Genomic DNA, 18,890 nt, shown 5'->3' with positions numbered 1-18,890 from the left:
AGCAGCCTGCTGCATTTTTTCTCGGCCCTTTAACCTTTGTTCAAGGTTAAAGGGCTTTTTTAATATTAGTATCCGCATTCTTGCCAGCCAGGCGGCGGCAGCGCCATCTGGTCTTTGTTATTTCTTCCCAGAGAAGGGGCTCATTAATAAAAAGAAGCTCCCAGAGCCGCAAGGTGGGTTCCGGCAAGCTCCGCAGGCCATAGTAATCCTCCCGGAAAACCTCCTGCACTTTATGATATCCATAATATTTAAAGAGCCATAATATCTGCTCCCAGGTACCCCGAGCGAGGACAGTCTTTATGATTAAAGGGGCCTGGTTTTCCAGGTTAATGGTATTGGTATCATAGTTGCAGAAAAGAGAAGCCAAGTCATCTGGTAGTTTCATTGGACTTGTTCCCCATTCCCTATTTGACGCTTGAGAAAAGAGCGGACCTGTTCCTTAAAATAAGCTGTTATTGTTTCGATTTCAGGCCGGGGTTCTAGCACCATATTCAAGACAGCACCTTTATCCTCCAAATCCTGCGTATACACCAGTTGCTCTAAAAACAGGCGGCTGTCAAAAAGGGGTTCACCGTTTAACACGAATTTTTTACTGGCCCCGTCAATGAGACCTTCCAGGGTTATTACCCTCTGGGTTAACAAAAAATATAGATCAACATAATCCCGAAAGGTAGCTCGTCGTCCAAGGGCATAAGCTTTCATCAAAGCGATTTCTGCTGGGGAGGCCAGGTTTATTCCCTTCAAGGTCGGGCTGATAATTTCTCCATCGACAAGTTTATATAACAAAGGAAAAGGGTACGTCAAGAACGTTGCCTTAACCCCTTTTATTTCCCACATAGCCTGATCGACTTGTCTGGATACGAGTTGCAAGTCCGCGGTCATAAAAGTGTTCTTTAATTCCCGGTATAACTGGTTGAATTTAAGTTTTTCTTCTTTTCGTGACTGGAAAAAATCCAGGTCGAAGGAACGACGGTGCCATATTTGCAAAGCCAGGCCCGTACCCCCGGCCAGATAAAACTGCCTGGCAATTTTACTCGCAGCCAATACTTGTAAAACCGCCTTTGTCCTGTCACCCAAAATGTTTTCCCAGGCTGCAGTCATGGTAATACTCCTAAAAACTTTTAACATCAATATAGCATAAGTAACTATAAATTACCAGCCGTGAAACTCTACTAATAGTGTCAAGCAACTATAAAACTTTTTCGAAATAATCCCTAATATCTTGACGAGCATAACGGAGTGGCCGTTTGCCTTTACCCGCGGGTCTGACCCGGCGGACAGCGCTCCCTGTTTTCCCAGGGCGGAAATGTGGTAGGAGAGCGGCCTTCTACTTTGTTACATTGACTAGCTAGAACTTTGGGATATAATTATAGTAAGACATGACTTACTTTTGTGGAGGTGTAGTAAAATTGCAGGGTATGATAAAAGTATCCAGCAAAGGCCAGATTGTGTTGCCTGCTAAATTAAGGGAAAAAGCATGTATAAAAAAAGGTGATATTTTAATTATTAACCTGGTAGGTAATAAAGTTGTAATTGAACCGCTCAATAAAACCAAAAAGGATAATTGGCAGCAGATACTAGAAGAAACAGCAGGAATCTGGCCACATGTAGACGCAAATTATGTCGAGGAACTCCGTTTAGCTGCCCAAAAAAGATTGGAGGAAACCCTGTGAGGGTAATATTTGATACGAATATTTGCGTTGATCACCTGCGCGGTTTCAGGCCTGCTACCGATTATCTTTTCAGATGCCAGGACATGGAACGATGGATCAGTTCAATAACCGTTATGGAATTATATGCCGCGCAGCATATTACAGTTGAACAGCAAGAGAAAATGGCCCGGCTGTTCGATGGCTTAAATGGGATAGTTGAAGTTGACATGGATATAGCCAGAAAAGCCGGGGAGTTCCTGGGAAAATACAGAAAAGATCCCGGATTAAATCCTATAGACGCTCTTATAGCGGCAACAGCATTACATCTGGACGCTGTTCTCGCCACAAGGAATAAAAAGCATTTTGATTTTATCCCTGGAATTGTTGTTGACTGTCCTTATTAAAACCCTAGCACAACCCGGGATAGCCGCAGCGAGCGCGCGGGCAATCATTCCTTCACAAGCCCGTCATCCGCTCATATAGCTTTACTCCTGCCCGCTCAAAAACGGCCAGGGAAGTCACGGCGATCAGGATCAGAATGGCCGTCGAAGCCATCAAAGCATCCATATCGCCGGTAGCCATATTTAAATAGATGGAAATAGGCAGGGTTTCCGTTTTGAACCTGGTAGCGCCGGCCAGCATGAGCACCGCCCCAAACTCTCCCAGGGCCTTACCCCAGGTGAGAATTAGCCCGGCGAGGATATTATTACGGATTAACGGCAAAGTTACCTTAAAAAATGCCCCCGCCTGGGTATAACCCAGGGTCCGGGCCACATATTCCAGGCGGACATCTACGTTTTCTATGGCCGCCTTGAGTACGGTTATTAAAGAAGGTAGATTAACAAAAAACTGGGCCAGGATGATTCCCGGTACGGTAAAAACAAAGCGCAAGCCCAACCTGGCCAGGGTTTCACCAATAGTAGTGGTGCCAAAGAGTAAGAGCAGGCAAACGCCGGAGACAATGGGCGGTAGGGTTAAGGGAATACGGATGATATTTACCATCCAGCTTTGACCTAGCAGGTTGTAGCGGGCCAGGGTGTTGGCTACCGGCACGGCTACCAGCAGGCAGGCGGCCGTGGAAATTATGGAGGTTATCAAGCTGAGCCTGACTGCAAAAATCAGCTCCGGCGATTTTAAAGAAGCAGGAATATATGGGATCCCCTTGACAAGTACGGTCCCAACGGCAGCTATAATAAAAACCAGGACCAGAAAGGTTATTAACATATTTGTTATTTTAAAAAATTTTATTCCCAAAGTGGTCCCTCCCATACAACCTTACCGGTTGACCTGTTTATAACCCCATTTTTGCCAGATCTGGTGGGCGTCCGCCGAAGTAAAAAAATCAGCAAGTCGTTGGGCTAGTTCTTTTTCTTCGGAACATTCGAGGACTGCCACCGGCACGGTTTTAACATAATCCATCAGTTCGGGTATTGTTACCATCTCGAGCTTATCTTTTACACCTTGGTAATTTTCTTCCCAGATGATGGCGGCATCGGCCTGGCCGGTGCTTAGATACACCACCAACTCGTTTGCCGTCGGCGTCCTTACTACCACATTTTTATTGACTGCCTCTAACAAGCCCTTCTCCTGCAAAAGCTGGTCGGCTAGCTTGCCGATGGGAACAGCCTGTGGATCACCGAGGGCAACCCTTACCCCCGGCCGACCCAGGTCCGTTAATTGGCGGATGCCGGCTGGATTCCCTTGTGGAACAGCCAGGACGGGGATGTGATAAACGACATTCTTTACCCAGGCTACCAGGTCTTTCTCTTTCACAGGTTTTAATTCCGCTATATCCCCCGGCAGGTAAACGTCCCCCTGCTTGGTTAATATAATCTGGTTGTTGAGCTGGGCGGCACCGCTAAAGGTATAATTAATTTTTATGCCGGTTTGGGCTTGAAAAGCGGCACCAATCTCCTCGACCGGATTTTTGAGGCCGGCGCCGCTATAGATTAAAAGGGAATGCCCGGCCGTTTTACCCGCCGGGTCCTGGCTTTTCCCACAGCCCGCCAGCACCAGTAACCCCGATAACAGCAAGCCTAATAATAAGCGTACGGGTTTTACAAACACCATTGTCGTCCTCCTCAACGTTGAAATTTAATGCCCGAAAGAACAATACTGCTCGTAACCTGCTAGGCGAGCAATACCGCTGATGGTAACCCCATAAAAGACAACAGGTTTCCGGCCCACTACCCCAGATAAGGTGTCATTGACGGCTGTAGTCCCGGTGGCTAAGACCAAATCGCTCCATTCAATGATTTCCGGTGTGCGGCTGGCGTCTTCTATCAAAACACCGTCTTTACGCCGGCCGACATTGTCGGGATCAAGATCGGTCACCCGGATTGGAAAATGGGCAGCCAGGGCCGCCACCATGGCCGGCTGCAGGCCGATAAAGGCAATCCGGGGGTTTCCGAAACGCTCCCGGACGTATTCTACCAGGCAGGTGGCGCACCGGCCTGGTTCCTGATCGCGGCAGTGGATGGTCCTGTCTACCAGTTTCAGCTGTCGCATAACGGCATTCAAGGTGGCGATAAATATAGCCCGTTCGTAATTATTACGTAACGGCAGGGTCAAAACTTCCTTCAGGGTGCCCCGGTAATTCCCAGGCATATCGGTATACGCCTGCCCGCAGGCATCCAAAAAAGTAGCCTGGATCATAGTTTCCTTGCCCTTCAAAAGGGGAAAGTCCCGGCGTTCCGGCCGGCCGATGGCTTCCTCGGGAGTCAGGGGCCGGGCGCTTACCACCTTGATCTCTTCCTCGCCGCTAAGGTGCCTGCTTTCTACCAACCGGCGAAATTTTTCCCTTATGCCTTCTAAAAACTGCACTAAGCCTTCTCCTTTCCTGTTTAATATAATGTACACCAAATTAAAAACCCCGTCTCTACCACGGAGCGGGGTTTAACTCTGAAAAGGCTATAGCTCTCTCTAATGGCCAACCCCCTCCTTTTCGAAACCAGGAAGGCATACCAGTTTCCCGGTACACCCCGTGGACCAGCGGTCCAGGCCAACCTGCCATAGGTTTCTCCTTTAGGCCGGAAAGCTCGGAGGAAAAAAGTTATCTACATATGTTCTTTTATATTGTATTCGCTTTTTATGGGCTAATTCCTGCTGATAGTTTCCGGAAATTTCTTCTCCGTACAACAAAACTCACGTTTTCTGCTGGGCCGGGCGGCAAGTCTTCACGGACATTTTTGCTACTAGATAGTTTAGTAGTTTCGCCTGTTTTTTAGACGCCATATTTTTATTCTAGTTATCCGGGTCCGTTATGCCCGGTCGCAGGATCCACCACCTGCCCAGGAAAGCCAGCATGCCTGCCACGCCGCCGAAATAGAAAGGTGCCTGGGGACCGAAAGTATCCCACAAAAAGCCGGCCAGTATGGAAGCCGGCAGGAGGAGGATAAACCATTTCCGTGGAAATATCAGTCAGCAGGCTGGTGAGGCCGTTGATAAGGATGTTTAACATCTTCTTTCACTTCTCAATAAAGGAGGCGCTTGATGGTGACTGCCTTCTTGTTGTACCATCATCTTGAAGACATTCTTTTTTTTGGATTCTCTTGACAGTATCCAATTAGATTCGGAAAGGGTGTCTTCTTTCTTTTTTCTGCAAAAAAATTTTCGGCTTCTTTTTTAAGAAAGTAACTTATATCAGGGGTTTAAAACTTGGATGCCAGTGGTACTTGCTAGTTAAAGGATAATAATATTACCTTTGTCTAAGGAGATGTCGAAGAGATGGAACTTTACAAGCTCAGTATTATTCAATTTTCACCGGAAAGAACATACCTCGCCAAAAATCTGGAGAGCATGAAAAGGTATTTGTCTATGGTCCCGGTTGATACCCATATCATTTTATTGCCCGAAGCCTGGCTGGGAACCCGGATTCTAACATGGGAGGAGTACTACGATAATGTACTCGCTTTACATGCAGTGCTTCAGTGTCCGGACGCCCTGCTAGTAGCCGGAGCGCAATACGTTCAGGTGGGGCAAATGGTATACTCCCTGGGTATCGCCTGGAGCAACTATCTAAATAAACCTTTGATCTTCGAAAAAATCTTCCCTTCTCACGCCGTTGGCGAAAGACTTCATATCGCTTCCGGCAGCAACCTGCCAGTCTTCGACCATCTAGGCCTCCGGCTTGGGGTCATAATATGTGTAGATCTTTTTTACCCTGAGTTGGTCCGCAGCTTGGCCCTACGCGGCGCCTCTTTAATTCTCAACCCGGCCAGTATCCCGGCCAATAGGGCGCGCTTGTGGCAAAGCATAGGTATTACCAGGGCCAGTGAGAACACGGTGTTTCTAGCTATGACCAACAACACCAATGTACACTACCGGGACGGGAGAAAAGTAGAAGGACAGAGCTTTTTTGCCTATCCTGACGGGCAGACACTCCTAACCTGTGGCCAGGAACCGGGAGTGTATTCCTTCACCTTTAGCCCGTCCCTGATTGAACAACTGCGGCAAAGGTGGCCTTACATAGAAGACATAAAAAATAATGCCAAGAAACTTCTGGACTTTTACTCCGTGTAATCGTCTCTTTGAATTTGAGGATTACATGCCACTTGGTAAATAGCTTCTGCCGCGGGGTGTTCGTGAGACAATTCCGGGAAGGCTTGAGTAACGCCCTACGCTGAGACGTGAAACACTCCTTGTTTTAGTGCCTATAATTGCTCCAGTAGTTGCCACAATTAGGATCGCCTATATTGCCACTACCATCCGCTTAAATTGGAGCTTTTTAAATCCCTGGCGGATCAACCCGGAGTGGGCGCAACCCAAAAGCACCAGCGGCCCTTCTCTGATGGTAATGAAGGGTACGACATTTATTCCTGTACCAATTAAAATCGGCAACAAATACCGGCAATTTTTTCCCTGTAGCAGGAAAAATGGCTCTTTAAGGCGAATCTTTCCAGGAAGATGCGATATATAAAATAAAAAGGCTTTCCTTCTTGGAAAGGAGCAATTGTATGGCACAGGATTGTATAACCTTTAAAGGAACCCGCGGCGGCCTGCTGATTTTACTGGATGCCAGCCGGGATTTTAATGAACTGCGAGCCAACCTAGCCGCTAAATTCGCCGCCGCCCGGGGCTTCTTTAAAGGTGCCTCCTTTGCCCTGGTCCCCACCTCCCCTTTAAGCAGCCACGAAACTGCCGAACTGGAAGCCATTTGCCGGGAATACGGCCTTGTCCCGGGAAACAATATAACTTTACCGGCGCGATATCGTTCCTCCAAAAAGTACGGGAATGCAACTTCGTCCGCGGTATTAAAAAACAACTTTGACGATGCTATGCCTGCTCCTGCCTTAGCTGAAACAACAGGACTTCCTACCTTGCTAGAAGAGGTCAATCTTCGTAACGGCCGGGAACTGATCTATAATGGCCATGTTGTGCTGGTTGGCAACGTCCATCAAGGGGCGACCATCAAAGCAAGCGGCAATATCCTGGTTATGGGCACGCTCCTCGGCAGTGCCCATGCCGGCGTCGCTGACAATAGAAAAGCCGTCATTGTCGCCTATCGCATGACCCCGGAACAACTCAGTATCGCCGGTGTAATCGCCCGCTCTCCGGAGCAAAATACAAGGCGGCCCTATCCCGAGATAGCCCGCCTTGCCGGTAATAAAATTATCGTTGAACCGTATTTAAATTTAAGCCGTAAAACCTCCTGAACCTGAACTTACCTGTTTTCCAGGTCTTCCGGCTGCATGGTATAAGATGGAACCATAGTAGGTGTGAAATTATTAAAGGGCGCGATGGGGTAAAGCTGGCCGTGCCCCATAAGCAGGCTCTCCATATTTTCAACTATTATCTCCAGAAAATTATAAGGTGTCGCGAAGACCAGTTCATCCTTCTGGGTCCCCCCGAAGGTGCGGTCGCCGTTGCAAGGAAAACCGATGATAGGCTTTTGTTCTTTCAGGGCAAAGGCGATGGATGAACAGAGGGCCGCTTCGGCCACCGTATCGGCCTTGATCGGTTCCCCGGTTTCATGGAGACAGCAATGGATCAGGCGCATTGCTTGCGCCGGGTTGGCATATATGACCACTACATCGGGATCTTCTTTGGTAAAACCTTCTACAGGGGCTACAAGAATCCCATCGTAAATTTTCCCTGCATCTCCCAGCTTATAAGTATTGGCCATAAAACGCCGGCCGGCTTCGAGATCGGCTACATAGCGGCCTAGAGGAGCCTTGCCGCTGGTAAAGCGCTCCGGAGTCTTGATGAGGCCGGTGCAGGCCGCGCCGATGGCGCAGATCATGAGGTCCGGCGTCCCGGAACCGGCCCGGCCCTGGTAGCGGGCCGCAGCCACCAGCTGGCAGATGTTAATCTTCCAGTTGTACGGCCGCCGGGGCAGGTCTTTCCGGTCTTTATAAAGCTTTACCCCCACTAAACCCGTATCCAGGCGCAGGACTTCTGTCAGCCTTTTAACCATTGTCGTTTTATCCAAGGCCATACTTTTCTCCTCCCTTTTTATTTTGCCGGTATACTCCCTTTTTTCAAACAGGACGTTACAATACCCGGCTCTGGCCCCTGTAGACCAGGCCGCGGACAACGTCAACAGTTACAGTCATACCGTCGGCCAGCTTCCGGGTTGCCTCTTTAGCCCCCACCACGACCGGGATACCCAGGCTGAAGCCGTTTACGGCTGCATGGGAGGTCAGGCCCTCAGCTTCAGTAATAATGGCTGTCGCCCTTTCCATAGCCGGCAGGAATTCGGGGCTCGTTTCGGCCGTAACTATGATATCACCCTCCCGGACCCTGTCCAGCGCTTCGGCCGCCGTCTTTACCACGCGTGCCGTACCACTTGTTACCTCCTTGCCTATCCCCTGCCCCCTTACCAGCACTTCGCCTACAATGTGTACTTTGAGCAAATTGGTCGTGCCGGGCACCCCTGCGGGCACACCGGCGGTAATGACTACCAGATCGCCCTGTTTGACCCGGCCTGAAAGTATAGCTGCCGCCACCGCCGCGTTGACCATTTCATCGGTACCACCGGTGGACTCGACGAGCAAAGGCTCGACACCCCAGACGAGGCAGAGCTGGTTTAAAACCCTTTCATCCGGGCTGGTAGCCAGGATGGGAGCCTGGGGACGGTACTTGGCCACTCGCCGGGCCGTGGAGCCAGAAGCCGTCGGGGTGATGATGGCCGCCGCGCCCAGCTCTAAGGCGATGGTACAGCTGGCATGGCTGATGGCATCGGTAGCCGTCCGTTCGGCTGCCAGCCCTTTTTTCAGCAAAAGGTCATGGTAAGGTAATTCTTTTTCCGCCCGTCGGGCAATGCGGGCCATGGTGGCCACTGCCTCGACCGGATAGCGACCCATGGCCGTTTCCCCGGACAGCATAATGGCATCCGTGCCGTCAAAAATGGCGTTAGCCACATCGCTTGCTTCGGCCCTGGTGGGACGCGGGTTATGGATCATAGATTCCAGCATCTGGGTGGCCGTAATTACCGGCTTGCCGGCGAGGTTACAGGCCTCAATAATCCTTTTCTGAACCAGGGGTACTTCTTCGACCGGGATTTCTACTCCCAGATCCCCCCGGGCCACCATGATCCCGTCGGCCACCTGGAGTATTTCCTCCAGGTTGTTGACGCCGGCCCGGTTTTCAATCTTGGCGATAAGGGCCACCCTGGCGTCGCGCTTTTCCAGCTCTTTGCGTGCCGCCAGGACGTCGGTAGCCGTACGGACAAAGGAAAGGGCGATAAAATCTATCCCTTGCTCCAGCCCGAACTCCAGGTCTTTAATGTCCTGTTCCGTCAGGGCCGGCAGGGTTATCTCGGCTCCGGGAACGTTAACACCCTTATGGCTGGAAATAACATCACCATGGCGAACCTGGCAGCGAATTTCGGTAGTGGTGGTATCCAGCACTTCCAGCTCAATTAAACCATCATCCAACAGTATTATCTGGCCTGGCTGTACGTCCCCGGGCAGGCCGGCAAAATTGACCGGCAGGCGATGGGCATTACCGACGATTGCTTCTGTAGTCAGGATGACTTCGTCCCCGTCCTTCAAGACTACTTCGCCCTGGATCTCCCCCAGGCGGATTTCCGGGCCTTTGTTGTCCAGGAGAAGGGCCACCCGGACACCCAATTCCGCTGCCGCCCGGCGGACGGCAGCCATACGCGCGCCGTGCTCGGCATGACTGCCGTGGGAAAAATTGAACCGGGCCACATTCATGCCCGCCCGGATCATTTCTTTGATAATATCAACCCGGGAACTCGCCGGGCCCAGGGTACATACTATTTTGGTGTGGCGCATGGTTGCCTCCTTAACTTCCCTACAAAGCGAGTACTTCGGCCAGGCGGTATAAATCAGGATTGATGGGCTTTCTTTCCTGGAGAATTGCTTCCAAATCCCGGTTGACCAGTTCATTGGCGGCGACTCCCACCATCCGGCTGCCCGCCCCCGCAGCCAGCAGTTCTACGGCATAGGCGCCCAGGCGGCTGGCCAGCAGGCAGTCAAAGGCCGTTGGTGCCCCCCCTCGCTGGATATGGCCGAGAATTGTCACCCGGCTTTCCAAATTGGTGCGCTTGCCGATTTCCCGGCTGACTTCGAGGGCACTGCCCACACCCTCAGCCACCACAATAATACTGTGAAGCTTCCCGCGGTGGCGGCCCCGCTCAAGGCGTTCCACCACCCGGTCATAATCAACGGGATACTCCGGGATAAGGATGGACTCGGCACCACCGGCAATACCGGCTGCCAGGGCAATCTGGCCTGAATTACGCCCCATAACTTCGATGATAAAAATCCGCTCGTGAGACGTCGCCGTATCACGGATACGATTGATGGCTTCCACGGCCGTATTTACCGCCGTATCAAAGCCGATGGTATAGTCGGTACCTGCTATGTCGTTATCAATTGTACCGGGAATACCTACTACCGGTATTCCTTTTTTAGCCAGGTGGACGGCACCATGAAATGACCCATCACCGCCGATAACCACCAGACCTTCAATGCCTTCCCGCCTGAGGTTGTCCACGGCTATAGCCCGGCCGGCTTCCGTGCGAAATTCCTCCGACCGGGCCGTCAGCAAAATAGTACCGCCCCGGTGGATAATATCAGCGACCGAACCCGTATTAAGGCGGCGAAAGTCGCCCTGGATTAACCCGGCGTAACCCCGGGAGATACCGATTACTTCCATGTCCAGGGCGACAGCCTGGCGTACTACCGCCCTGATGGCCGCATTCATTCCCGGGGCATCACCGCCGCTGGTCAGGACTCCTATGGTCCGCAACAAGTTCCCTCCTCAAAATTTCAAGGTTCCTGGCGGGAATTAAATTATAGTCCCCTCAGTTTTGTTACCGTACCAGGGCCGTATTCAATATTTCATTGGCTTCTTCGGCTTCTGATTCGGGGACCAGGAGCTCGTATCCCGACAGGTCTTCCATCTGGCAGGAGCCAATCGGCCGTAAGTTTACCATAATACCTTCCCCGGTCAATATCTCTTTCAGGCGCAAGGCCTGTTTGTGGTTGGACGCAATGTAGATCACCGTCCACATACCGCTCACTCCCCCGCCTCTAAACTCCCGTATTTTGTGAGCACCAGCGCCCGGCCGCGGATTTTCATAGCAGAGGTATGCTCGGTAAACTGGGCAATCATGATTTCCCCTTTATCTAGTTTTTCGGAGTGGTGAAACCTGGTGTCTTTACCCCGTGTCAAGCCAATGATGGTTACCCCATTCTCCAGGGCTTTAATGGCAATAAAATCGGCAGCAGTAACATTGTCCCTAACCTCCATTTATAACCTTCACCTCCTTTATAAAAATCCGTAGCGCTGTAATAAAGCACGCTCTACTCCCGGCGGCACCAGGCCGCGAATACATCCACCCAGGGAAGCTACCTGGCGAATAATACTCGAACTAATAAAGGAGTATTCGGTAGCCGTCATTAGAAATACAGTCTCCAGGTCGCCCGCCAGTTTTTTATTCATAATGGACATCTGGAATTCATATTCAAAGTCGGAAACAGCCCTCAAACCCCTGATAACGGCCACGGCCCCTTCCCTGCGAGCAAAATCAACCAGCAACCCGGAAAAGGGTTTTACTGTAACCGTAGGCCATTCTGTAATTACTTCTTTTATTAATTTTACCCTTTCATCCAGGGAAAATAGGGGTTCTTTATAATTATCGGCAGCAACGCCTACAATCACCCGGTCAAAAATCCCGACAGCCCGCCGTATGATATCCAGGTGCCCGTTGGTAATCGGATCAAAGGTACCCGGGTATACAGCCACCCTCAACAGCTATCACCCCCTTACCCTTTTTAGCTAATTCCACTCCTTAGTTGATATTCCTGCTTAAGAGACTTTAATTTATCATTTTTTCCGGTACCAGTTTTACTTTATCTTGCCCACCAAGCAGGCGGGCCAAACTTGCCAGCAGGGCCGGGACGGGGTCAACCCACAACCGCGGGTGAAGAATAAAAGTGCGCCCCTCATCGCTCAAATGCAGGTACACCGGGCAGTCGCCAGGAAAAGCCGTTAAAATATCCTGGATTGCCATCCCCTGTTCTTTTCCCGTCAACTTTAAGTAAAGGCACCTGCCAGGCGTGTCACCAGCAGTTTTCCCGGTGCCGGTAAAGACGGACGCCGCCAGTGTTTTCTCCCCGTTGGCCCGTTCCCGGCTCACCCCTCCGGTCACTGTTCCCCCTTCCCCGGGAGTTACCACTACCGGCTTTACCTGCTCGGCCAGGACCTGGACCCCTTCCTCCTGTTTATCAGTACGGCCATAAATAATTACCGCCCGGTCGGTGGTTAGCCATGTGCGGCACTGGCCGTAGACCCGGGGGAAAAGGACGACTTCCATCCGGCCGCTGAAATCCTCAAGGGTAAGAATGGCCATGGTTTCACCCTTGCGGGTGACCAGACGGCGCAAACTGTTTACCACGCCCCCCAGGACAACCTGGCTACCAGCGGGTATTTCGGCGAGATCGGCCAGGGTATGGGAAACGACCTGGCGCATTGCTTCTGTATAGGGTTCTAAGGGGTGGCCACTCAAATAGAAACCCAGGAGTTCCTTTTCCATGGCCAGTATATCGACCCGGGGAAAATCAGGCAGATCAGGCAGGGGCGGCTCGTCAACTTCTTCCGGCACCATATCCAGTAAAGATATCTGGCCGTTGCGGAGTTCCTCCTGGCGCTGGGCCGCAAGTTCAAAGCAGGCATCCAGGACGGCCAGGAGCTGTCGCCGGTTAGGGTGCAGGGAATTAAAGGCGCCGCAGCGGATGAGGCTCTCAACCACCCTTTTATTGGCAAGCCTCGCGTCCACCCGGCGACAAAAGTCCAGGAGAGAAGTAAAGGGACCCCCCTCCTCCCGGGCGGCAATGGTGGCTTCCACGGCGGCTCGGCCGACATTTTTTATCGCTGCCAGGCCGAAACGGATATGCCCGCCGGCAATGGTGAAATCAACACCGGATTCGTTGACATCAGGCGGCAGGACCTTAATCCCCAAACGCTGGCATTCAGCGAGATAAGGCCCCATTTTATCCAGGTGTTCGGCCACACTGGAAAGCAAGGCACCCATTAATTCTGCTGGGTAATGGGCCTTGAGATAGGCCGTTTGATATGCCACCAGGGCATAGGCTGCTGAATGGCTGGCATTAAAACCGTACCCGGCAAAATATTCCATGAGTTCAAATATTTTACTGGCAATTTCTTCAGGTATTCCTTTCTTGGCCGCGCCGGCCAAAAAATGCTTGCGCTGGGCCGCCAGGACCTCCGGCTTCTTTTTACCCATGGCCCGGCGCAAAAGGTCGGCCTGCCCCAGGGTAAACCCCGCCAGTTCGCTGGCAATGCGCATGACCTGCTCCTGGTAAAGGATGACGCCGTAGGTGTCTTTGAGGATAGATTCCAGGGCCGGGTGGAGATAAGTAATGGGCTTCAGGCCGTGCTTGCGCTCTATAAAATCCTCTACCATGCCGCTGCCCAGGGGCCCGGGACGGTACAGGGCTACCAGGGCAATAATATCCTCAAAACGCTCTGGTTTTAATTCCTTTAAGATGGCCCGCATGCCGCTGCTTTCCAGCTGGAAGATGCCGCTGGTTTCTCCACTCGCCAGCAGCCGGTAGGTATCCCGGTCATCCAGGGGTACGTTCTCCAGGTCCAGGTCGCAGCCGGAATTCTGCCGGATGGCGTGACGGGCCCGGTCGATGACCGTCAGGGTGCGGAGACCCAGGAGATCCATTTTTAAGAGGCCCAGCTCTTCTACTACCTGCATGGGGAACTGGGTCGTCACAGCCTCGCCGGTTTTTTGCAGGGGCAGGTAATGGGTTAGAGGTTCCCGGGTAATAACTACCCCCGCCGCATGGGTTGAGGCATGGCGGGGCATACCCTCCAGGGCCCTGGCCGTGTCCAAGAGTTCCCGCACGGCCGCGCTGCTTTCGTAGCTTTCCTTCAATTCCGGCGTTATGGCCAGGGCCCGGTCCAGGGTCATACCCAGTTCCAGGGGTACCAACCTGGCGATCCGGTCGACTTCCCTTAATGGTATATCTAAAACCCGGCCGACATCCCTGACGGCACCACGGGCGGCCATGGTGCCAAAGGTTATAATCTGGGCGACGTGTTCTTTACCATATTTTTCCTGGACATACCGGATAACCTCGTCCCGGCGCTCAAAACAAAAATCAACATCAATGTCCGGCATACTGACCCGCTCCGGGTTGAGAAAACGCTCAAAGAGCAGGTTATAGCGCAGGGGATCTATGGCAGTTATCCCCAAACAGTAAGCCACCAGGCTGCCGGCGGCCGAGCCCCTTCCCGGACCTACCGGGATACCCTGCCGGCGGGCAAAATTGACTATATCCCAGACAATAAGGAAATAGCCCGGGTAACCCATTTGTTCAATAATGGCCAGTTCATAGTCCAGGCGCCGCCGTGCCGTTCCATCATCGCCGGGGTAACGCCTGCTTAAACCCTCGTAACAGAGGCGGCGCAGGTAACTTGCCGTATCTTCTCCCGCCGGCACCCGGTAAGCCGGCAGGTGCAGCTGGCCAAAGGTAAAGTCAAAGTTGCAACGTTCGGCAATGGCCAGGGTATTGGTTAGCGCCGACGGCACTTCGGCAAAAAGGGCCGCCATTTCTTCAGGACTCTTTAAATAAAACTGGTTGTTGGGGAAACGAAGGCGGTTAGGATCGCTTAGGGTTTTACCGGTCTGGATACAGAGGAGGATATCATGGACGCGGGCCTGGTCCCGGGAGATATAATGAACGTCGTTGGTTGCCACTAGGGATAAGTCCAATCTATTTCCCAGTTCGATGAGACGGCGATTTACCCTGCGCTGTTCTGCCAGGCCATGGTCTTGGAGTTCCAGGTAGAAATTGTCCCGGCCAAAGACCTCCCTGAGCCAGGCAGCAGCTTCATATGCCTTCTCTTCCTGATCCTTTAAAAGCAGTCCGGGTACCTCGCCGGCCAGGCAGGCGCTTAAAGCAATGAGACCCTGGCTGTAATGGCTCAACAATTCCCTGTCCACCCTGGGTTTATAATAAAAGCCCTCCAGGTAGGCAGCGGAAACCAGGGCTGCCAGGTTGCGATAACCTTCAGCGTCGGCAGCCAGGAGTACCAGGTGGTACTGGTAGTCGTCCCGGTGAGGCTCCCGGTCATGGCGCGAACGGGGTGCCACATAAACCTCGCAGCCGATAATAGGCTTTATCCCTTCTTCCCTGGCTGCTTTGTAAAAGTCAACTGCCCCGTACATGACACCATGGTCCGTCAGGGCCAGAGCGGGCATGCCTGTCTCCCTGGCGGCCCTTACCAGATTCTTAATACGGCCGGCCCCGTCCAGAAGGCTGTATTCACTGTGGACATGAAGATGGACAAAGGAATCCATGGGGAGTTATTTCTACATCCAGGTCCGAATTCCTCTTACTTGCATAAGCATATGCCAGCCCCGGGAGCAGTATAAATAAGAGCAAGGCACCCGGAATATTTGGGTTGCCAGCAAACTGTGAAGTGGCCGCAGACTGTATTGCAGAGCCGCAGGCCCAAAAAAGGGAGACGGGCATAAAGCCAGGCAAAACCGGAGGTATATCCCAGTGGATGGTTTTTTCCCTAGGTTGCTGCTCATCTTTTTTACCGCCCTGGGGGTCGTCCTGGGGGCGGCAGTAGTGGGCTCCCTGGCGGCCGTCCTCGTCGGGCAGCCGCCTTTACGGACCATGACCCGCCTGGCCCTGGAAATAAAAATCTGGGCTATTGCCGCTGCCATGGGTGGTACCTTCAGCGCTATCGAGATCCTGGGCCAGGGGCTCCTGGAAGGCCAGTTCCGTGTTCTAGCCAAACAGCTCTTATTTATCATTGTAGCCTTTATTGGCGCCCAGGTTGGTTATTGGCTTATTCACAACCTGGCCGGAGGTAAATAATGCGTTACCTGGTCGTTTTTATCCTGGGCTTTCTCCTGGGTGCCAGCCTGACCAACCTCCTCCTAGCCCGCCAACAGGAGCAACTTCACCTGGCCCGTTCGGAACTTGAACAGCGCCTGGCGACGGCCAATGAAGAACTGGTGCAACTAAAAGAAAACCTGGACCGGGAGAGCCGCCAGGTAATCGTAGCCATCGAACCGGTTATTGCTTTTAGCGGCGACAGGCCTCCGGAAGTAGAAGGGCGGGCCGTTACCCAGGCTATTTCCAGAGAAATCCAGAACATCCTGGCTCCTTTGAAGGGCCAGGAAGTGCGCCGTCTAAATCCGGCCCTTGTCCCAGCCATGATTGACGGCCGTACCGTCAAAGCGAACGGCCGCCAATATAAACTAAAAGTTACCCTGCTCCTGATCAGCGATGAGGTAATTATCCACGTCCAGGCTCAGGGCCTATCGGGTTCTTCATCTTCTTCAGCCGTATCCCTGATGGCTGGTTGTCCAGCCACCGTAGCCATATAGGCTGAACCGATTTTCATCTTCGCCAGCAACCCGCCTATTCTGCCGCTTTCCGCCGCGCTCAAGGCCCCCCAGCCCTCCTTTTTTATTTTGTTCAGCAGGCCGAGTTCGGCGGCCACTTCCAATTTTAGAGCCAGGGCTCCCGGATCTTCCTTTTTCTTACTCATATGCATCACCTGCATTTCGGATCTTCCTACTGCTGCTCCCCGTCCTTCCTACTATGAGCTTCTTGAAGGGGTTTGCGAGCCGGAACCGGGGCCATTGGCCTTGCCGGGGCTATCTGCAAGTTCGGCCAGACTTCCCTTAAAGTGGAATAGGCCAGTGCCCCCAGGAGCAGGAAACCGGCGTAACCCACCAGGGGAAAAAGGGCGGCCACCAGGCGGGAAAAGCCGAATTGCGAGGCCAGCAGGGCTACCATGCTAGCTCCGGTTGCCCATCGGCGAAAGGCATATCCTCCGCGGCGTGCTATCCGGGTGGTAAAACCATAGAGGCTGCTGACGGCGGTTGTATATATCTCGGCCAGCAAGACGACACTGTAAACGGTACGTAGGATAGGGTTAAAGCTGCCGGCTATATGCAGCATGGGCACTTCCAGGGTCGTTACCGCCGGGGCGGTTGTTATCAGGGCCAGAGTAATAGCCGTGGCCCCCAGCCCCAGTCCCAGGCCGCCCATGATTGCTCCCGGCAGGAGATGCCCCTGTCGTCCCCGGGCTCCCAGGGGGGCAAGGACAGCTACAGATAGGATCAGGTTGTAGGAAACATATAACAGGGCCGCCAGGGGCCAGAAGGGAGCAGCAGCCCTGGCAACCTGACTCCAGGAAAAATTGGCCAGTAAGGCAGGTAGATTTTTAGTTACCGTTAACATGCTTATTCCTAAAACAGATGCTACTAATACAGGTGCCACAAGGCTGATAGAACCTATTACCTTGTTGATACCTGCCAGTACCGTAATCAGGGTGATAATTATCATTAAGCTGCTGCCCAACAGACCGGGCAGGTGAAATTCCTGGCTGAAAATAGCCCCCGCACCGGCGGCCATAACGGCCAGGGCGCCGAAAAGGAAAAACGTAGTGATAATATCTACCGCCCGGCCTATCCAGGGGCCGCCCGCCCTGTGCATCACCTCCAGGTGGGATTCGGCTGCCAGTTGATGTCCCAGGCGCAGGACGGTGTAGCCAAAAAAGATAAACAGGGCCGTGGCCAGGATAAGGCCGAAGATACCCCACAGGCCAAAGTAGCCAAAAAACTGTAACACCTCCTGGCCGGAGGCAAAACCGGCCCCTACGACGGTGCCGATATAGGCAGCGGCGATCTGCCAGGTCGCATACTGTTTAGCCATAGTAAGTTTATTATGCCTTAACCGGGCCGCGAATAAACTGGTAAAAGCAGAGCTCCCGCATAATTATGGCCATCCTTTCGCAAATACGGTATGGTTATTAAGGGGATAGACCGGGGGCTAAAAAGCTGTTATAGTTTTTATTGGTGATGCCTCTTGCTCGATACCCAGTTACTCGTCTTCAAGGCTGTAGCCGAACAAAAGAGTTTTTCCCGGGCCGCCCGGGTATTGCACCTGACCCAGCCCGCCATCAGCCTGCACATCCAGTCCCTGGAAGAATATTTTGGTACCCGCCTCCTGGAGCGTAATAACCGCCAGGTTACCCTTACCGAGGCAGGCCGGCTCCTCTATAATTACGCCCTGGAACTGAGCAAACTATATGACGAAGCCAAAAAAGCCCTGGCCGATGTCAGTGGTAAAGTTAAAGGGCACCTGGTAGTAGGCGCTACCCTTACCATTGGCGAGTACTTTTTACCCCGTTTTACCGGGCAATTTAAGCAACAATACCCCGAGGTAGAAATAACCTTACAAATTGCCAATACCCAGGAAATCATCCGCCGGGTTTTAGCTGGTGAACTGGATTTAAGCGTTATTGAAGGCCAGGTTGAGCACCCCAACTTAATCCAGGAAGATCTCTTCCAGGACGAACTGGTGTTCATCGTTCCCCCGGGACACCCCTGGGCTAGCCGCGGGGAAGTCCGGCCAGAAGAATTGAAGGAGGAACCCCTTATCCTGCGGGAAGAGGGGTCCGGGACCAGGCAGGTAGCCGAAGCAGGTTTAAGGCAAGCAGGATTAGAACCCTCTAGCCTTAAAGTAATAATGGAATTGGGCAGTACCCAGGCCATTAAAGAAGCTGTGGAAGCCGGGCTGGGGGTTGCCATTATCTCCCGGCTGGCAATAAAAAAAGAGAGCAGGCATAACCTGCTCCGGGAAGTAAGATTACAGGGGGCTGATTTGAGGCGTACCTTCCATCTCGCCTATAACCGTCATAAATTTCGCAGCGCCGCAGCCGAAGCCTTCCTTGAGCTTTTGCGCTCCAACTATCCTTTTTAAC

21 protein-coding genes and 1 riboswitch are annotated in these 18,890 nt (G+C 52.5%); of the genes, 7 read left to right on the top strand and 14 right to left on the bottom strand.

Annotated features, from left to right (window positions below):
• Positions 1–46: 46 nt before the first annotated feature.
• Positions 47–385 (bottom strand): DUF6922 domain-containing protein, encoded by a 339-nt coding sequence (locus tag NWF31_RS05760; protein ID WP_258359562.1) that lies wholly within the window; start codon positions 383–385, stop codon positions 47–49.
• Positions 382–1,101, bottom strand: coding sequence for a nucleotidyl transferase AbiEii/AbiGii toxin family protein (locus NWF31_RS05755; RefSeq protein ID WP_258359561.1), 720 nt, complete (start codon positions 1,099–1,101; stop codon positions 382–384). The genes NWF31_RS05760 and NWF31_RS05755 overlap by 4 nt, the downstream gene beginning before the upstream one ends.
• 317 nt (positions 1,102–1,418) lie before the next feature.
• On the opposite strand from NWF31_RS05755, the gene NWF31_RS05750 reads away from it, so the two are divergent.
• The gene (locus NWF31_RS05750) at positions 1,419–1,673 is read left to right on the top strand and encodes an AbrB/MazE/SpoVT family DNA-binding domain-containing protein (protein WP_258359672.1); all 255 of its coding nucleotides are present in this window, start codon (positions 1,419–1,421) and stop codon (positions 1,671–1,673) included.
• Entirely contained in the window at positions 1,670–2,056 is a 387-nt protein-coding gene (locus NWF31_RS05745) for a type II toxin-antitoxin system VapC family toxin (RefSeq protein ID WP_258359560.1), read from the top strand. Before NWF31_RS05750 ends, NWF31_RS05745 begins: the two co-directional genes overlap by 4 nt.
• Positions 2,057–2,108: 52 nt before the next feature.
• Here the strand turns inward: NWF31_RS05745 and NWF31_RS05740 are convergent, their stop codons facing one another.
• Genes NWF31_RS05740 through NWF31_RS05730 form a run of 3 tightly spaced genes read right to left on the bottom strand, consistent with a single transcriptional unit; the run spans position 2,109 to position 4,475 of the window.
• Entirely contained in the window at positions 2,109–2,906 is a 798-nt protein-coding gene (locus NWF31_RS05740; RefSeq protein ID WP_258359559.1) for an ABC transporter permease, read from the bottom strand.
• Between the two features lie 21 nt (positions 2,907–2,927).
• Entirely contained in the window at positions 2,928–3,722 is a 795-nt protein-coding gene (modA, locus tag NWF31_RS05735; protein WP_258359558.1) for a molybdate ABC transporter substrate-binding protein, read from the bottom strand.
• A 24-nt stretch (positions 3,723–3,746) separates the two neighbouring features.
• Positions 3,747–4,475 carry a Rossmann-like domain-containing protein gene (locus NWF31_RS05730; protein ID WP_258359557.1) on the bottom strand — a complete coding sequence of 243 codons (729 nt, stop codon included), beginning with the start codon at positions 4,473–4,475 and terminating at the stop codon, positions 3,747–3,749.
• A gap of 98 nt (positions 4,476–4,573) precedes the next feature.
• A riboswitch (molybdenum cofactor riboswitch) is annotated at positions 4,574–4,708 on the bottom strand.
• Between the two features lie 670 nt (positions 4,709–5,378).
• On the opposite strand from NWF31_RS05730, the gene NWF31_RS05725 reads away from it, so the two are divergent.
• Positions 5,379–6,173: a carbon-nitrogen hydrolase family protein gene (locus tag NWF31_RS05725; RefSeq protein ID WP_258359556.1), complete on the top strand. Its 795-nt coding sequence runs from the start codon at positions 5,379–5,381 to the stop codon at positions 6,171–6,173.
• Between the two features lie 434 nt (positions 6,174–6,607).
• Positions 6,608–7,306 (top strand): septum site-determining protein MinC, encoded by a 699-nt coding sequence (minC, locus tag NWF31_RS05720; RefSeq protein WP_258359555.1) that lies wholly within the window; start codon positions 6,608–6,610, stop codon positions 7,304–7,306.
• Positions 7,307–7,314: 8 nt separating this feature from the next.
• On the opposite strand, the gene NWF31_RS05715 is transcribed toward minC, so the two are convergent.
• The 7 genes from NWF31_RS05715 to NWF31_RS05685 all read right to left on the bottom strand — a co-directional run bounded on the left by NWF31_RS05715 (position 7,315) and on the right by NWF31_RS05685 (position 15,459).
• On the bottom strand, positions 7,315–8,088 hold the full coding sequence (locus NWF31_RS05715; protein ID WP_258359554.1) for a DUF169 domain-containing protein: 774 nt from the start codon (positions 8,086–8,088) through the stop codon (positions 7,315–7,317).
• Between the two features lie 55 nt (positions 8,089–8,143).
• A complete protein-coding gene (gene pyk / locus NWF31_RS05710) occupies positions 8,144–9,892 on the bottom strand; it encodes a pyruvate kinase (protein ID WP_258359553.1) in 1,749 nt (582 codons plus the stop codon).
• Positions 9,893–9,911: 19 nt separating this feature from the next.
• Positions 9,912–10,871 carry a 6-phosphofructokinase gene (gene pfkA / locus NWF31_RS05705; RefSeq protein WP_258359552.1) on the bottom strand — a complete coding sequence of 320 codons (960 nt, stop codon included), beginning with the start codon at positions 10,869–10,871 and terminating at the stop codon, positions 9,912–9,914.
• A gap of 64 nt (positions 10,872–10,935) precedes the next feature.
• Positions 10,936–11,136, bottom strand: coding sequence for a putative signal transducing protein (locus NWF31_RS05700; RefSeq protein WP_258359551.1), 201 nt, complete (start codon positions 11,134–11,136; stop codon positions 10,936–10,938).
• A 5-nt stretch (positions 11,137–11,141) separates the two neighbouring features.
• Positions 11,142–11,375, bottom strand: a complete 234-nt coding sequence (gene mtrB / locus NWF31_RS05695; protein ID WP_258359550.1) for a trp RNA-binding attenuation protein MtrB — start codon at positions 11,373–11,375, stop codon at positions 11,142–11,144.
• Between the two features lie 18 nt (positions 11,376–11,393).
• On the bottom strand, positions 11,394–11,876 hold the full coding sequence (gene coaD, locus NWF31_RS05690) for a pantetheine-phosphate adenylyltransferase (protein ID WP_258359549.1): 483 nt from the start codon (positions 11,874–11,876) through the stop codon (positions 11,394–11,396).
• A 67-nt stretch (positions 11,877–11,943) separates the two neighbouring features.
• A complete protein-coding gene (locus NWF31_RS05685; protein ID WP_258359548.1) occupies positions 11,944–15,459 on the bottom strand; it encodes a DNA polymerase III subunit alpha in 3,516 nt (1,171 codons plus the stop codon).
• Positions 15,460–15,664: 205 nt separating this feature from the next.
• On the opposite strand from NWF31_RS05685, the gene NWF31_RS05680 reads away from it, so the two are divergent.
• Positions 15,665–15,988, top strand: a complete 324-nt coding sequence (locus tag NWF31_RS05680; RefSeq protein WP_258359547.1) for a YtrH family sporulation protein — start codon at positions 15,665–15,667, stop codon at positions 15,986–15,988.
• A complete protein-coding gene (locus NWF31_RS05675; RefSeq protein ID WP_258359546.1) occupies positions 15,988–16,503 on the top strand; it encodes a sporulation membrane protein YtrI in 516 nt (171 codons plus the stop codon). Before NWF31_RS05680 ends, NWF31_RS05675 begins: the two co-directional genes overlap by 1 nt.
• On the opposite strand, the gene NWF31_RS05670 is transcribed toward NWF31_RS05675, so the two are convergent.
• Together NWF31_RS05670 and NWF31_RS05665 are read right to left on the bottom strand one after the other, a co-directional pair.
• Positions 16,428–16,667 carry an alpha/beta-type small acid-soluble spore protein gene (locus tag NWF31_RS05670; protein ID WP_258359545.1) on the bottom strand — a complete coding sequence of 80 codons (240 nt, stop codon included), beginning with the start codon at positions 16,665–16,667 and terminating at the stop codon, positions 16,428–16,430. The two genes, NWF31_RS05675 and NWF31_RS05670, sit on opposite strands and share 76 nt — an antisense overlap.
• Before the next feature lie 26 nt (positions 16,668–16,693).
• A complete protein-coding gene (locus tag NWF31_RS05665; RefSeq protein WP_258359544.1) occupies positions 16,694–17,839 on the bottom strand; it encodes a YkvI family membrane protein in 1,146 nt (381 codons plus the stop codon).
• 153 nt (positions 17,840–17,992) lie between these two features.
• On the opposite strand from NWF31_RS05665, the gene NWF31_RS05660 reads away from it, so the two are divergent.
• Positions 17,993–18,889 carry a selenium metabolism-associated LysR family transcriptional regulator gene (locus NWF31_RS05660; protein WP_258359543.1) on the top strand — a complete coding sequence of 299 codons (897 nt, stop codon included), beginning with the start codon at positions 17,993–17,995 and terminating at the stop codon, positions 18,887–18,889.
• The last annotated feature ends 1 nt before the right edge of the window (position 18,890 follow it).

It is taken from the genome of Neomoorella sulfitireducens (assembly GCF_024733845.1).
Classification (GTDB): Bacteria; Bacillota; DSM-521; order Neomoorellales; family Neomoorellaceae; genus Neomoorella; species Neomoorella sulfitireducens.
Note: the sequence above shows the minus strand (reverse complement) of the source record. Positions and strands in the feature narration are given on the sequence as shown.